Annotated in this window: 11 protein-coding genes; 4 read left to right on the forward strand and 7 right to left on the reverse strand. The window is 43.6% G+C overall.

Annotated elements, in window-relative coordinates; translation table 11 throughout:
* Window positions 1-28: 28 nt before the first annotated feature.
* Both UNH61_RS18985 and UNH61_RS18990 read right to left on the reverse strand, forming a co-directional pair.
* Window positions 29-649 carry a sigma-70 family RNA polymerase sigma factor gene (locus UNH61_RS18985; RefSeq protein WP_326993565.1) on the reverse strand — a complete coding sequence of 207 codons (621 nt, stop codon included), beginning with the start codon at window positions 647-649 and terminating at the stop codon, window positions 29-31.
* A 319-nt stretch (window positions 650-968) separates the two neighbouring features.
* On the reverse strand, window positions 969-1,760 hold the full coding sequence (locus UNH61_RS18990) for a DUF899 domain-containing protein (protein ID WP_326993566.1): 792 nt from the start codon (window positions 1,758-1,760) through the stop codon (window positions 969-971).
* A 541-nt stretch (window positions 1,761-2,301) separates the two neighbouring features.
* Between UNH61_RS18990 and UNH61_RS18995 the strand changes: the two genes are divergently transcribed.
* From UNH61_RS18995 to UNH61_RS19005, 3 genes are all read left to right on the forward strand, one after another.
* Window positions 2,302-3,807, forward strand: a complete 1,506-nt coding sequence (locus UNH61_RS18995; protein ID WP_326993567.1) for a hypothetical protein — start codon at window positions 2,302-2,304, stop codon at window positions 3,805-3,807.
* A 184-nt stretch (window positions 3,808-3,991) separates the two neighbouring features.
* The gene (locus UNH61_RS19000; protein ID WP_326993568.1) at window positions 3,992-4,834 is read left to right on the forward strand and encodes an arsenite methyltransferase; all 843 of its coding nucleotides are present in this window, start codon (window positions 3,992-3,994) and stop codon (window positions 4,832-4,834) included.
* Between the two features lie 133 nt (window positions 4,835-4,967).
* Window positions 4,968-5,522 carry an RNA polymerase sigma-70 factor gene (locus UNH61_RS19005; protein ID WP_326993569.1) on the forward strand — a complete coding sequence of 185 codons (555 nt, stop codon included), beginning with the start codon at window positions 4,968-4,970 and terminating at the stop codon, window positions 5,520-5,522.
* A 127-nt stretch (window positions 5,523-5,649) separates the two neighbouring features.
* On the opposite strand, the gene UNH61_RS19010 is transcribed toward UNH61_RS19005, so the two are convergent.
* Entirely contained in the window at window positions 5,650-6,453 is an 804-nt protein-coding gene (locus tag UNH61_RS19010; RefSeq protein WP_326990558.1) for an IS3 family transposase, read from the reverse strand.
* 14 nt (window positions 6,454-6,467) lie between these two features.
* The gene (locus tag UNH61_RS19015) at window positions 6,468-7,022 is read right to left on the reverse strand and encodes a helix-turn-helix domain-containing protein (protein ID WP_326990557.1); all 555 of its coding nucleotides are present in this window, start codon (window positions 7,020-7,022) and stop codon (window positions 6,468-6,470) included.
* A gap of 192 nt (window positions 7,023-7,214) precedes the next feature.
* Here UNH61_RS19015 and UNH61_RS19020 point away from each other — a divergent pair, with 192 nt between their 5' ends.
* A complete protein-coding gene (locus tag UNH61_RS19020) occupies window positions 7,215-8,432 on the forward strand; it encodes an IS4 family transposase (protein ID WP_326993570.1) in 1,218 nt (405 codons plus the stop codon).
* Between the two features lie 118 nt (window positions 8,433-8,550).
* Here the strand turns inward: UNH61_RS19020 and UNH61_RS19025 are convergent, their stop codons facing one another.
* The 3 genes from UNH61_RS19025 to UNH61_RS19035 all read right to left on the reverse strand — a co-directional run bounded on the left by UNH61_RS19025 (window position 8,551) and on the right by UNH61_RS19035 (window position 15,305).
* Window positions 8,551-10,425 carry a RagB/SusD family nutrient uptake outer membrane protein gene (locus tag UNH61_RS19025; RefSeq protein WP_326993571.1) on the reverse strand — a complete coding sequence of 625 codons (1,875 nt, stop codon included), beginning with the start codon at window positions 10,423-10,425 and terminating at the stop codon, window positions 8,551-8,553.
* A gap of 71 nt (window positions 10,426-10,496) precedes the next feature.
* A complete protein-coding gene (locus UNH61_RS19030; RefSeq protein WP_326993572.1) occupies window positions 10,497-13,781 on the reverse strand; it encodes a TonB-dependent receptor in 3,285 nt (1,094 codons plus the stop codon).
* Window positions 13,782-14,120: 339 nt separating this feature from the next.
* Window positions 14,121-15,305: a FecR domain-containing protein gene (locus tag UNH61_RS19035; protein ID WP_326993573.1), complete on the reverse strand. Its 1,185-nt coding sequence runs from the start codon at window positions 15,303-15,305 to the stop codon at window positions 14,121-14,123.
* Between the last annotated feature and the right edge of the window lie 20 nt (window positions 15,306-15,325).

Genomic DNA, 15,325 nt, shown 5'->3' on the forward strand with positions numbered 1-15,325 from the left:
GATTAGGAAATATTACTTGCGGTGCTCTTTACTGGCCATCTTGCAGGTGTTCGCTCTTTATCATTACTGGTTGATCAGGGAATTTTTTTTGTGTAAACGTGTTTGCAGTGCCCATGACAGACATTGTTCTTAATTTTTTAACGGCCCTGTGAATGAGATTTTTCACGGACTGATAATTGATTCCCATTACGGCGGCGATTTCATCAGGGGAGAGACCATCCATAAACCGGTAATATATAACCTCCCGTTGCCGTGGGTGTAAACCGGACAGCAGTTGTTCTACCAGAAATGCCTGTTCACGGGTGTTTTCTTTTTCCACCAGGGGGTCGATATCGTTATCCACTACATTCAATTCGTTGTCCGCAATAGCAGTATAGGAGCTGGTCTGTTTGGACAGCGTGTTTAATTTGTTCCGGAATGCGCCCATCAGATACAATTTCAGATTGCGCACGTTCACCAGTTTGTCTTTCTTCTCATAGATCTCGGTAAATATGTCGTGGATGGCATCCTCGATCAATGCCGGTTTTGCACGGAGAAACAGACCGAATGCATACAGATCCCTGGAATATAATCTGTATATCTGCCCGTAAGCCGTTTCATTTCCTGCAAGAAACTCGTTCAGGAGTGTATATTCATTTGTATGCCCCATCGCTACAAATAGAGATTTATAGATTCCCCCTCTTATTATTATATATAGACCCGCACCAGTTTTCGTTATACGTGGTAATAGACTGGTGGAACGTCATCTGTTGTTCAAGCCTTGATCTGCTTCTTCTGAAGTCAACTGTTTTTCATAAAACCCAACGTAGAATCATACAAATATATGTTTTTGGTTTTAGAGTTGTTTATAATTTAATTTATTCCTGAGTAACTAATGTTTCAGGTAAGTTGAGATTCTTATCGACGTTAGGTGGTATAAAAAAGCCTTCAGATCGCCGGACCTGAAGGCTTCAAAACATATCCCCCACTTATCGCCGGTCGTACTCATCATGACGGCGCCACCATACACCGTTCGATTCATTGCGTCCCTTAGGCGCGCGATCGAGCCACTGATACACTCCCCAGAGGCTATCCAGTCCGCGTGCATACGAAGAATACGTATGATAAACAACGCCGTCTTCCAATACAAACGTGCTCATACCGGGCCTGTCGCGGTGATAGGTAGGTGTATCAGTACCACACATGGCTGCAAATGTTGCTTCCGCATCTTTACCTCCACCTTCCTGATCGGGCCGCCACACGAATTCTTTCTCCCGTTTGTAGTTATAGTCAATCTTATTTGTACGCTGTTGTTCTTCCGTGAACCATACGTTGAAATCGAAATTAAAATCGTTTGCCTGCGACGAAGCCCAGGGAAAACCCCAGCCCATTCTTTGTTTATAAGCGTCCAGTTTTTCAAGCGGTGCTCTTGAAACAGCCCAGAGCATTACATCGTGGTTGGCAAGATGTACTGAGAATCCATTGAAGCCGTCGGCTATCAAGGAGCAGGAAGGGCAGCCGGCGGTATAATCAGGACCGAACATAAAGTGATAGATCATGAGCTGGGAGCGGCCTCTGAAGAGATCAGCAAGCGTAGCAGTACCCTTATCGGTGTTGAAGAGATATTCTTTATCGATGCGAACCCAGGGAAGCTGCTGCCGGCGTTGTGCAAGCTCATCGCTACGTTGAGTAAGCGCTTTCTCAGCGTTGAGGAGTTCGAGCCGGGCAGCCAGCCATTCGTCGCGCGTTGCTACCGGATGATTGAGCATTTGGTTTTCCATGGTTGTAAGATTTGAGTTTTTGGGTATGGTACAAAGGTAGGTGCAAATCCGTAAGTGAGGGGGTGGAAAATGGACTTTAGTAAGGGGGAATTGGGACCTGTTTTTATCTCCCGGGTAATCACAAATTTGTCCTGTGCATAATTTTTTTTCCGCAGTTTATTTTCTTTTCTTAATTTCAAAAAACAGGAATATTGCCATATCCAATATTCCAGATCTTAATTATTTCAAACCCCAAAGGAACATTGATTTTTAACCCTTAACCTGATAATATTAACTATGTTGAAGATAACATCCCTGTAGCGTGTATCCGTCATCGTGATATCCATTATATTTTATGATCAATAACGTGAGGCTCCTTCCTATCCGGAGGATTTTGTCAATGTTATTCAAATAGCTAAAACCCTATAGACCCCCATCTACATAAGGTTTAATAAACAAAATATAAGCCTGGAATACAGGAAATACACGCCTGAAATCTTCAGCACAAAGCAAGCATGCAATGAATATTCAGCATTCTTAACAACATAAACCTATACAAATTATGCAAGTATTTAAAACGATTAGTGACCTGCGAGCTACTCCAGGCGCAGCCCCCGATTATTATGCAAAGTTATTGGGATATTCTGTTTCCGGCGATGGCGGCGGTGGTGATTTTTATTGGGATATCAACGATCTGAGTAGTCCGGATAATGGCGGAACTATTTTCATTGTTCCTGGTGCAACTGGCCGGTGGAAGCGGCTCTACACCGGCGCTGCCAATGTTCGCTGGTTCGGGGCTAAATGTGATATTGTTTATACAGACGACACCCAGGCGATCCAGAATGCCGTTAATGCCTGTAATGATGTGATCATAGACGGCATATCCCTTATCACCAACACCATACTATTGCGATCCAGCAACAGCGGCACTTCTTTTACGGGTGTAAGCAAGGGCACATCAGGACTGAGAGCAGCCAAACCGGCCAATGCCCCTGCCGGATATGTTCTGCCGCAGTTCGACATGCTCCAGGTTCCTGCTGCTACCGCTGTCAGCGCGAATATTTCGGTAAGCAATATCCAGCTGATATTTTATGGAAATGATAATTTTGGAGATAAAGCGGCCATCCGCATACTACCTGGTAAAACAACCAGCTGGATGCGACTGGACAATATCGATATTATCGGAAGCCCATCTCAGACCCGACAGGGAACAGGATTGCTGATTGAAACAGTGTATAGTGAAAGTACGAAAGGCACACAATATTACCTGGACTTTGCCAACTTCACCAATTTCACTTTGTACTATTTGAATGCCGGTGTTGTGTTGAACAACATTATAGACTATCCACCGGATCAGATTCCTGCAGCATCCAAATACAACACCAACTTTATCAACGGAAACCTCTTCAACACCTTCGTTATTAATGATACCATTACCCCGGTTCGCATTCATACGGATGCCAGTCTGGATGTACAAATGACCGGGCTGTCGAATGTCGACAACAATTACTTTAAGAATTTCATCATTGAACATCGTGAGGATATCTACCATGTCTCTACGGGAGTCAGGATCGAAGGTGGAACGAACAATGTATTTGACATGGCTCATTTCGATGTGGGTATTGCAGGCAATCAATATAAATTCAGTGATGAAACCAGGGGGAATTTCATCACAAACACAGCAAACAGTATGAGGATCCTTCCCTTTCCGGGTGTTCCTGCTGTCAGCAATCTGGGTAAAAACACGCTGGCAGATAATTCAAGAACTAAAGCCAACGGCAGTTTTAACGGAACTAATACGGTAACTATAAAAGACACTTATAATGTCCAGTCCATCGTAAGAATGAGCAAAGGAAGATACCTTGTTACTTTCGCGTTGCCGATGGAGGATATTAACTATAAAGTGTTTGTATCCAGTGATACGTTGTATATCAACAGAGCTTACAATTGCTGTTTTGTTGGTATCAGCAGAACAGTAAATAGTTTTGAGATTGCAGGCTGGGTGATTACGCCTGACGGTGCGGTTGACTACGAGGATGCGAATGAAATAAACTTTATGGTGTTGTGAGGTAGATTATTTTTTTTGTAGATGTCGGGGCAATAATAATCCCGACATCTGCAAAAAAAATTTGGAATTCGGAGATATCAATCGTAATATTGCGATATATACAGAAACATGAAAGCAATCTGTTGTCAAAAATTTTCTGCTCTAATAAATCGCAATATTGCAATAACACAATCATAAGAAAATCATGTCTACCGACCAGCAAATCAAAGATATGGTAAGGCAACAATACAGTGAAATTGCCTTACAGGACAAAGCCGACAACCAGTCATCCTGCTGTGGCTCCGGCTGCTGCTCCACTGAAGTGTACAATATCATGAGCGACGACTACGCCAGTATCGAAGGGTATAATGCCGATGCGGATCTGGGCCTGGGTTGCGGGCTGCCAACACAATTTGCCCGGATCAGGAAGGGCGATACTGTCATTGATTTAGGCAGCGGCGCCGGTAACGACTGTTTCGTGGCCCGTCATGAAACGGGAGATACAGGGAAAGTAATCGGTATCGACTTCACCCCTGCTATGATTGAAAAAGCCAGGGCTAATGCGGAGAAACTGCATTACAACAATGTTGAGTTCCGCCAGGGCGATATTGAGAAAATGCCGGTAACGGCCGGCGTTGCGGATGTAATTGTCAGTAATTGTGTATTAAATCTCGTACCAAACAAGGACGGAGTTTTCAGGGAAATTTTCCGTGTGCTCAAAGCGGGCGGACATTTCAGTATGTCAGATATTGTGCTGGAAGGTAATCTGCCCACCATCATCCGGCAGGCCGCGGAAATGTACGCCGGTTGTGTATCCGGTGCGATTCAAAAGCAGGAATATCTGCAGTTGATTGCCAGCAATGGTTTTGTTAATATTACCCTGCAGAAAGAAAAAGTGATTGTTATACCAGATGATATATTAGCCAATTATCTTTCGGAAGATGAGATAAACCGGTTCCGATCTGGTGATACAGGCATTTACAGCATTACTGTTTATGCAGAGAAACCTCAGGGCATAGTTTGTTGCGCACCCGGTTGCTGCGACTAAAAGTACGCGGCGCCCCTCACTTTCTTCTATTTAGACTAATTATTCACTATATTTGTATTGTTACGAAATTCCTTTTTTAATACTCCAATTGTTTGTTAGTTATATTAGCGTATCAATATAGGTTGTTATATTTATGTCCACTTCTGAAGAACTAGGAGCGTTTTTATCCACGGGCGATAGAGATTTATTTAACGATTTATACAAACGGTATTGGGAGAAGTTATTCAATGTTGCTAACAAGCATCTGAAAGATGCAGTGGCAGCGGAAGACGTGGTGCACGATGTATTCCTGAGTTTATGGAACAACAGGAAGAAAGTTGCCATCAATCAATTCGAAAACTACCTCGTTACCGCAGTCAAATACCAGGTGCTAACACAAATCAGGAAGAAAGCTTATGCCCGGAAATATACCAGGGATGCTGCTATAGCTGACCCTCCGGAACTGGTGCCCGAAATCAGCAACGCGGTACACAACAGGAAAATACTGGAACTTGTATACAAAGAAATAGACCTGCTACCGGAAAAATGCAAGCTCATTTTTCAATACAGCCGGGAAGAAGGAATGACTTCAAAGGAAATAGCGCAAATACTGAAAATCAGCAAGAAAACAGTGGATAACCAGATCCATAAGGCCCTGGAGCGGTTAAAGTTCAGACTTAAGCATATGCTGTTTACATTCCTGGGATAACTCTTAAGAATTACGAATTAAAAATTACGAATTACGAATTAGAGCGAAGACCCAAGCGGATAATATCTACCTACAATATGGAGTGAACCCAAAAGGTTAGACGTTTTTTAAAATTAAAGAGATTAAGTTAAATGGCCTGAGTTCGGTAATTTACAGGGCTCAGGCCATTTAATTTTAGTTTGATTCTATCGTTATTGTAGTAGCCAATATATTCTTCAATCTGCTGTTTTAAGACTGTAATAGAGTCAAATTTTTCAAGATAGAACAACTCTGTTTTTAGGACACTAAAGAAACTCTCCATAGCAGCATTGTCCAAACAATTACCTTTTCCAGACATGCTCTGCTCGATATTGCAGTCAATCAGCATCTTTTGATATTGTTTCATCTGGTATTGCCATCCCTGATCAGAGTGTAATATCAGTTTGCTATCGGTAGGCAGCCTGGGGAAGGCATTTTGAAGCATATCAATGATTGGCTGAAAGGTGGAGCGTTCCGATAGACTATAACTTACTATTTCCCCATTGTACAGATCCATTATAGGAGAAAGATAGAGCTTTTGATCTCCTACCATAAACATGGTTACATCTGTAACCCATTTTTGGCAGGGCTTCTCTGCTTTAAAATCCCTCTTTAGCAGATTGGGCGCGATTCTGCCCTGCTGCCCTTTATAAGATCTGTATTTTTTTACCCTGACCAGGCTTTTCAAATTACAGGCCCTCATCATTTTCAGTACTGTCTTGTGATTAATTTCCCTGCCTGATCGCCTCAATGCTGCTGTTATGCGTCTGTAGCCATATCTACCTTTATGCTGATGGTAAAGCGCTGTTATTGCTCCTTTTAATATGGCATGTTTATCAGGTACTGACACTTGTTTGAGATAGTAATAATAAGTACTTCGAGCCATCCCTGCCACCTTCAGCAGTAACTCCAATGAATAATGCGGCCTTAATTCTCTGATGGCTCTTGCCGCTTGTTTTGATCCTGAGCGGCTTTTTCTTCCTGAATTAAGGCATCCAACTTTTTTAGGTAGGCATTCTCCGCCCGCAAATACAACAGCTCTGCCTCTAAAGCCGCTAGTTTGGCCTGTGTTGGATCTGTTACTGGTTTTTTACTCTTTTTCGATTTTTTTGTCATCGTCGAACTTTTTCGGCCTCTTGTCTCTTTTAACAACCCGGCAGCTCCCTCTCGTTCATACTTTTTAAGCCATCGACCAACTATATTATCCTGGGTAATACCAAAAATCATGGCTGTTTGCATTAAAGATAACCCCTTTTCAAACATATACTGGAGCACCTGGAATTTAAATGTTCCTGTATAATTACCTGGGCGCTGCTGTAATCCTGCTTGTCCATGAAGCTTATAAAGATTGACCCAACGGTGAATTGTGGTATCGGTGCCTCCGATCTTGCGGGCAGCTGAGCTAAATGTGTCATGACCTGACAGTACGGACTTAACTGCTATTTGCTTTTGTGCTAAACTGTATTTGATTCGCTTATCCATAAAAATGCCCCCATAAAGTGTCTAACTTTTTGGGGGCACTTCAATATTATCCGCTTGGGTCTTCGCTCTAATTCGTAATTCGTAATTTTTAATCATTGGTGTCCGGGGAAAAAAAGAAGTCAATGAATAAAAACGGGGACAATCGTCCCCGTTTTTTGGTATTTTCAAGTTACCACACTTAAAAAAAGTACCATGAGTAAAGGTATATATTTTACCGGACAGCCGATATTTAGTCAGTTACTTTCTTTTATTCCCAGACCGCTGGTGAACAAATTAGCCATTCACTATCAGGCAGATCGTTGCTGTAAGCGATTCAAGACCTATGATCATCTGGTGACGCTACTTTACAGTATAATTAATCAGTGTAGCTCCTTGCGGGAGGTTACTACAGGCATGCTGGCCTGGGAGCACCGACTAGCCCATCTGGGCATCACCCATCCGCCCAGAAGGAGTACTATTTCTGATGCCAGTATACGTAGAGGTACAAAAGTTTTTGAAGCCATCTACCTGGAACTATTAAAGCGGTATGGACAATTTTTACCGGACAGCCGGCCGGCAAAACTGGCATCAAAACTTTATCTGTTTGATTCTACCACTATCAGCCTGTTTCAGCAGATATTAAAAGGGGCAGGTAAATCTGATATGGATGGAAGACGCAAAGGCGGTATTAAAGTACACACTTTAATGAGAAGCGATCAGGATGTACCCTGTATGGTTAGATTCAGCGCTGCTGCCAAAGCTGATGTTTCCTTTCTTAAAAAAGTGGTGTTACCTGCCGGGTCAATCCTGGTATTTGATAAAGGATACAGAGACTATAGTGCTTATAACACTTTGGATGAAGGAGCCATTACATGGATAACCCGTAACATCGATAGTTCCATTCATACAATTATCGAAGATCGTCCCATCAGTGAGTCGCAGGTAAACAAGGGGGTTTTAGCTGACCGGGAAATTGAGTTAGGACATAATCATAATAAAAAAAATGCTAAGGTAAAGGCCCGACTTATTACTTATAAGGACAAAAAAAGCGGCCATATCTTTGAATTTATAACTAATGATTTTCATCTCAAACCTGCTACTATAGCTGATTGTTATCATAAAAGGTGGCAGATTGAATTATTATTTAAGCGGCTAAAGCAAAATTATCCCCTTAGATACTTTCTGGGAGATAGCCCCAATGCTATTAAAATACAAATCTGGTGTGTAATGATTGCTGATCTTATTCTTAAAGTAATCAGCTCTAACTACAAATGCAAATGGTCCTTTTCTAATCTGGTTAGTATGGTCAGGCTACATATGATGACTTATATGAACCTTAAAGCCTTTATCACGGCGGCCGAAAAAAGTCTTTTAGACAGGTTCAATCAGTATAAAGCTAAAGATTCTCCGCTTTTGCTATTTGTCACATAGGGGCCTGGAACTTTAAATATCCCTTTTTTGAATCTTTTATGCCCGTAAAACCTAGGCTTTTTGATCAAGCCTAAGTTTTACCGGACACCAGTAATTTTTAATTCGTAATTCTTTATCCCTACCACCCTAAATTCTGCACCAGCTTCCCTCCTCCTTTATCTATTTCTGACTGGGGAATTGGCATGAGATAATGCCGGTCCAGGAATACACGGGTTTGTATAGTAGTGAGGCTGTAAAATACGGCAACGCCTGCTGCCTCGCTGTTAGGATCAAGTCCGGTAGCCTGTAGCTCAGCTGTAGTCGGGCGGGCATTCATACCATGTACACTTCCATTGTCCACACTCCTGGCAATCAGCCAGCGGCGCACATTCCAGAAGCGTTTTCCTTCAAAGGCAAATTCCACGCGCCACTCATTTTGAATCCGCTTCCGCATTCCGGCCCTGGTGTTATCGTCTGTGCCGTTCACTGGCAATGCGGGCATGGATACACGGGCTCTTACCTTATTGATGGCATCATACACGTCCTGGCTGGGAGCATCCAGGTATTCATTCATGGCTTCGGCATAAATAAGATAAATTTCAGCCAGCCGGATGATTGGAAAATTCCTGTTACCGTTCCCTGCTCCCCGGAGGTTTACACCCGGATCACACCATTTCCTCATGTTATAGCCGGTTTCGCAATTGGTTCCTGATTTGGGCCAGCCATCGGAAGCGCCTCCATTGTTTCCAAAATATGCATATTTTAACGGCCGTCTGTGGTTGGCAGAATCCCACAGAGCATACTGAAAATTGATACTGGCATAAAACCGCGGATCCCTGTTTTTATACATATTGGAAACGCTCTTTGCCTGCCTGAAAGCTTTTCCATCCCATAGCGGGCCATCCCAGAAGCCGTCTTTGACATAGCCGGAATTAGGATCTGTAATGGGTAATCCGTTTTTCATTTCATACGCATCCACCATTTCCTGCAACACGCTGAATTTACCATATCCTCCGGCAGACTGGGCATCCTGTCCGTTCGGCTGAACAACCTGATCCAGATCCCTGGTAGAGCCCAGTAACAAGGGCAAAATGGTCTCTTTATACTCCCGTGAGAAGAACAGACGGGCGTAGTTGTCGATAGGATTCGTTGGATTGGGGTTATTTAACGTATATACGTTCATATCCAGCACCGCTTTTGCTGCGTCGGCGGCCTTCTTCCATTTTTCTTTGTTGTAGGCTTGCGGAAAAAGCTGTGTTCCATCCGTATTTTTTATGCCCGCATACATGGTATTGCCATTCAACAAAGGGCTGGCTGCATATAGCCATGTAATAGCCTTTAATGCCATGGCCGCACCGCGGGTAATACGCCCTGTTTCCCCGGGATTATCGGTGTAGTCAACGGGCAAAGTGGGTGCTACCTGGTCCAGTTCCGTTACTATATAATTTACAACATCATCAACCGGCTTCCTGATGTTCAGTTCATCAGGTACTTTCGCACTTACATCTGTAACATCATCTCCCAGCAAAGGAACCGGGCCATAGGCACGGAGCAGCTCAAAATATAATTTGGCTCTGAGAAAACGTACTTCCGCCTTATACTGGGGAATCCGGGTACTATAATAATCTGCCCTGTCTTGCGGGATAGGAGTTTTATCGATATTCTTCAGAAAAATATTAGCCCTCCTGATAAACTGCCAGGCATTTCCCCAATTATCGAGGGAGTTATCTGTTGGCCCCCATGCTCCGGAATTAAACTTCAGTTCAGGAACGTTTTCCCAGTGGTTCTTGCATTCGTCCGTACACGCAGCAAGGGTAGTGTTGGTATAAATATTTGTGGAACTTGTATTTAATGACGTATACATATTGGCCCAGGCCCGTTCCGCCGTGTTAATATTGTCGTAAATATCTTTCTCAGTAACTACCTCCTTGGGTACAACATCCAGATATTTCTTACAGGATATTACTGTTATGCAAAACAGCAGTAGTCCGTGGAATAATAATTTGCGCATCATTTGTCGCTGATTTTAAGTTAATCAAATAACCAGTGCGGGAATGGTATAATTATCCAATTGCATTCATGTTATCAAAATGAAAAAGTCAGACCTGCATTGATTACCCGCTGCTGGGGATAAGTACCTGTACCACCATAACTACCTGTACCCCCATCGGATATTTCAGGATCAAAAATTTTCAATTTATCCCAGGTAATGAGATTAATACCATTAACAAAAACCCTTGCATTGCTGAATCCTATATGATTCAGCCAGTATCGGGGGATATTGTATCCTATTTCCACTGTTTTCAGGCGGAGATAATTACTGGAGTAAATCCAGAATGTGGAATTCTGCTGGTTATTAGTATTATCCTGTGAAGACAAGCGCGGATATTTATAGTTTCCGTCAGGATTGGAAGCTACCCAGTGGTTATCTTTAACTTCCGCCAGCACACCTGCAAATCTTGAAAAAGGAAAAATACCTGATCCGTTAACCAATAGAGATCCACCGTAAGCACCCTGGAATAAGACGCTGATATCAAAGCCGGCGTAGTGGTAAGTAAGACTTACCCCCAAAATAGAAGTAGGTTGACTGCGCTTTCCTGGCAGGTAACCCGCATCAAGGGAGTTGATGATACCATCTCCATTGAGATCCTTGTATTTGATATCGCCCGGTTGTACTGTTCCAAACACCGATTGTGACGGGCTTTTAGCAATATCATCATTGTTTTTGAAGAAGCCGATGGCAGTATAGCCATATATAGATCCAACTTCGGTACCGGCCCTTGCCTGCCATTCCCGGCCTTTATAATCCGGTTGCGCATAGTAGGCAATCCTGTTAGTTGCATATGAGTAATTCACACGAACGGCGTAACCCTGCTTCCTGAATTCCTGCCGGTGTTCAACAGACAAATCTATTCCATGCTTATTGACAATAGCAGCATTCAAAGCAGGTTGATTCAGGAGCCCCACTGATGCAGGCACCAGTTCAGAGTTAATAAGAATGTCCTTACGTTTTTCCTTGAAATATTCCACCGTCAGGTTCAATCCCCCCTTCCACAAGGCAAGGTCCAGCCCTACATCCGTCTTATACCCTTTCTCCCAGGTCAGATTGGGGTTGGGCAGACGCTGTTCATAAGCACCATTATAGCTTGTACCATCCCTGTTCACACCAAATTGATAGCCTGCATTATTATCATTCGGATTCCACTGGCTCAGGTAGGAAAATCTTCCGGACGGCAAAGCGTAGGTACCCGTCACGCCATAGGAACCTCTTATCTTTATCTGATCAATAAATGACAACCCTGGGCTGGATGTAATAAATCTTTCCTTCGCTATATCCCAGCCTGCGGAAATAGCGGGGAAAAAGCCAAAGCGTTTACCCGCAGGAAAGTTTTCAGCACCATTGTAAGCGCCGGAAAACTGTATGGTGTAGCGGCTATCATAGTTATACATCACTCTTCCTACTACACCCTGATTTTTATATGGAAGCCCGGGAATGGCATTTGATATCCCTCCTCCTACTCCATCAAAGAATGATGACTGCGTATAGAGCACCATGGCTTGTACCGTATGCCGTCCGAAAGTATTATCATAATTAAGGTATGTTTCCAAAGTCGTACGCCTGTTACCGTTAGCATTAACATCATAGCCCAGGGTGCCATCCCCGTTATCAATAACCTGGTAGGTACCACTTCGCGCCAGGTCGGTAACTGTATCCGCTATTACACCGGGAAGTAACTTGTAAAGAAAAGTACGTTTAGAAAGACCGCGTTTCACATTCCGGTAGTTAGTATTATCAAAGGAGAGCCTTACTCTGGAGCTTAATCCTTTGAGGAAATAGCGCATATCCCATTTAAAGCCTGCGGTCGACTGTAAGTTAGTTTCGAAGTTTCGTTGATAGCCGGATTGGGTTAACTGTACATATGGAGAGGCCGGCACAGTATTAAATGCTGCAGGGCTGCCATCAGGATTCGTGATCGGGTACCACCAGGCAGGTGTTGCTTTGATAGCGCCAAATATATCACCGGCATTTGCACCCGGATAATTCCGGTCCCGTACAATAGCTCCCAGCCCTAATTCCATACTGAGATCTTTGGAAATCTGGAGATCGATGTTGGACCTGAAATTATACTTGTTGGTAATGGCCTGCATATTATAGCCCTGAATCTGATCTTCATACCTGTACAGTCCGTTTTGTCTTAAATACCCCATTGATACGAAGTATTTGGCAAACTCATTCCCCCCGGTAACGTTGATGTTTCCCTGTTGCATCAGCGAATAAGGTTTCAGCATAGCGTCCATCCAGTTAACATTCGGGTAGACATACTGATAAGCCGGTTTGCTCCTGTCGCGATAATACTTCAATACAGAATCGGTATACTGTATAGGCACCGGCAGGCCGTCATTCATCAGGCCTTCCCTGTACATGGAGAGCCCGTCGTAGGAGTCGGCGTACTTCGGCAATCTCGTTGGGCTCTGCCATCCGTTTTGCATGGTCACATTTATACGCGGCTTGGAGGTAGTTCCTCTTTTGGTAGTAACCAGTATTACACCGTTTGCTCCGTTGATACCATAAATGGCTGTTGAACCAGCATCTTTCAGGATACTGATATCTGCCACCTCGTTTGGATCAATATCGCCGAAGGAACGTTGAATACCATCTACCAGGATAATCGGGCTGTTGTTCCCTGTGGTACTTAATCCTCTGATGTAGAGATTGGATCCGTCGGCGCCGGGCTCTCCGCTGTTTTGTACCGTAATCAGCCCCGGCAGTCTGCCTGCCAGCGCATTGCTGATATTGGCAACAGGACTCTGCCTCAGTTCCCTCGGTCCAATAGAAGCAATAGAACCTGTCAGGTATTTTCGTTTCTGTGTACCATATCCCACCACCACTACTTCTTCTATGCTCTTTGCATTCAGCTGCAAAATAACATCCATGGGAAAGCGGGTACTGTTGAGTACACTGATCTCCTGAGAAATATAAGTGGTATAACCTATAACGAGCGTTCCTCCTACATCAGGCACCTTGATAGAAAATTTGCCTGCGTTGTTGGTGATAGTGGATATCTGCGTTCCTTTAAGCATTACCGCAGCCCCCACCAGGGGTTCCCCGATATTATTATAAACGGTGCCGGTGGCCACAAAACTTTGTCCCTGTCTTACATCAGCACCGGGCCCCGGTTTGCCTTTAATAATAATTGTCTTGTACTTTATCTCATAAATAAGCGGCTGGCTTTTGAAGACCTGCAACAGCACTTCTTCCAGTGGCTTATTTACTTCGTTAATAGTTACAGGTACCGCTTTTTTTAGCAGGTCATCCTGGTATACAAAAGCATAGCCGGTTTGCAATTTAATGTTTTCAAATATGCTCAACAGCGGCATGTTGGCACCTCTTATTGTTACCGTTTATGCCATGGTAGTAGCATTCACCTGAAAAACGGCAACGAGAATGAAACAGATAATTAACTTCATGAGTAGAAAAAAACGGGCATGAAAGGGCCTCAGATATTTAAATCTGCCCCGAATGGGAATAAGATTCATATCTTTGCGATGTTTGGGTGATAAATTGGTTGTAAGATGATATTGTTACAGGCTGTTTAGGTCCAAATGTATCCATCCGGAAGTGTGACCGCACTTCCGGATTTTTTTTGGGACCTGAGTGTTCGTGGAATTTTACGTGCTATTCATTGGCAATGTATTTTGGGAATATTGTTATTTGGTTGACACAATAATTTTATTTCCTTCCAGTTGATAATGCGCTGTACCAGTGGCTTCCAGGATGTACAGCATTTGACTGATCTCATTTTTCCTGGAAAAGACTCCCGACAGGTAGATATTATCCATATTCCCCCTGTACTCCACCGATACATCATACCAACGGGTAATTTGCCGCATAATGCCTTTGATGTCCATCCGATTGAACCGGAACTCTCCGTTCTTCCAGGCAAGTGCACGCTGTATATCGGCTTTGGATACTTTAAACCGGGTAGTTGTTTTCTCTAAGGTCGACTGCAGGCCCGGCAACAACGAAGCATTCTTATCTGAATAAACAGTTTCCACCCGTCCTTCCAGTAAAACAGTTTCTATAGTAGCCTCGTCGTTATACGCCATCACATTGAATTTGGTACCAAGCACTCTTACCTTCATATCATCAGGCGTGCCTGCATTACGGATGGAAACAATAAACGGGATTTTACTGCCTTGTTCAGACAAAGCCGTAGCCACTTCGAAATATCCTTCACCCGAAAGTTCCACTTCCCTGCGGTCCCCGTTAAACGCCACCGGATAACGGAGCGATGAGGCTGCATTTAGCCATACCTTTGTTCCGTCCGACAGGGTAACGCTGTATTGTCCGCTCTTAGGAGTAACAATGGTATTATAAGTAACAGCTGCTGATCCGGTCTGGTGACCGGTAGAAACATAGGCCACTTTTCCATCTTCCGATTTTATCACTTCCATCCCATTCTTGTTATCAATGGGGCCATTAGCGGTACTATCCAGCTCAATTTTTTTTCCATCCGCCAGAATGAGCGTGGCCCTGTTATTTCCAACTGCTACCGGCTTTGTTACGGTTTTAGCAGCAAGTAGCGGTTTATCAGCGTTGTTTCTCTGGACCCATCCATATATCCCAATGCCCAGTATAACGGCGGCAGCCGCGGCAACTCTCAGTATCCTGATACGTTTAGCTTTTTGCTCCTGCCTGATGGATAAGGCGATGCTCTTATCCAGGCGGCTGTGTATTCTATCTCCTATCTGTCTTCTTAATGCTACCAGTGCTTCATCAGGCATATCCTGTTCTTCATCGAACGAATAGAACCAGTCATTTACCAGCCGGGTTTCCTGCTCGTTAGCTTCTCCACGCAAATACTTTTCTATGATGTGAATTGGTAAGTCCATGATAATAGAAGTATACTGAA

This window comes from Chitinophaga sp. 180180018-3, from assembly GCF_037893185.1.
In the GTDB taxonomy this organism is placed as follows: domain Bacteria; phylum Bacteroidota; class Bacteroidia; order Chitinophagales; family Chitinophagaceae; genus Chitinophaga.

Excerpts from the sequence above, each read along its gene's own strand:
- UNH61_RS18995 (WP_326993567.1), top strand. The coding sequence starts at position 2,302 with ATGCAAGTATTTAAAACGATTAGTGACCTGCGAGCTACTCCAGGCGCA.
- UNH61_RS19005 (WP_326993569.1), top strand. The coding sequence starts at position 4,968 with ATGTCCACTTCTGAAGAACTAGGAGCGTTTTTATCCACGGGCGATAGA.
- UNH61_RS19015 (WP_326990557.1), bottom strand. The coding sequence starts at position 7,022 with ATGGATAAGCGAATCAAATACAGTTTAGCACAAAAGCAAATAGCAGTT.
- UNH61_RS19035 (WP_326993573.1), bottom strand. The coding sequence starts at position 15,305 with ATGGACTTACCAATTCACATCATAGAAAAGTATTTGCGTGGAGAAGCT.
- UNH61_RS18990 (WP_326993566.1), bottom strand. The coding sequence starts at position 1,760 with ATGGAAAACCAAATGCTCAATCATCCGGTAGCAACGCGCGACGAATGG.
- UNH61_RS18985 (WP_326993565.1), bottom strand. The coding sequence starts at position 649 with ATGGGGCATACAAATGAATATACACTCCTGAACGAGTTTCTTGCAGGA.
- UNH61_RS19000 (WP_326993568.1), top strand. The coding sequence starts at position 3,992 with ATGTCTACCGACCAGCAAATCAAAGATATGGTAAGGCAACAATACAGT.
- UNH61_RS19025 (WP_326993571.1), bottom strand. The coding sequence starts at position 10,425 with ATGATGCGCAAATTATTATTCCACGGACTACTGCTGTTTTGCATAACA.
- UNH61_RS19020 (WP_326993570.1), top strand. The coding sequence starts at position 7,215 with ATGAGTAAAGGTATATATTTTACCGGACAGCCGATATTTAGTCAGTTA.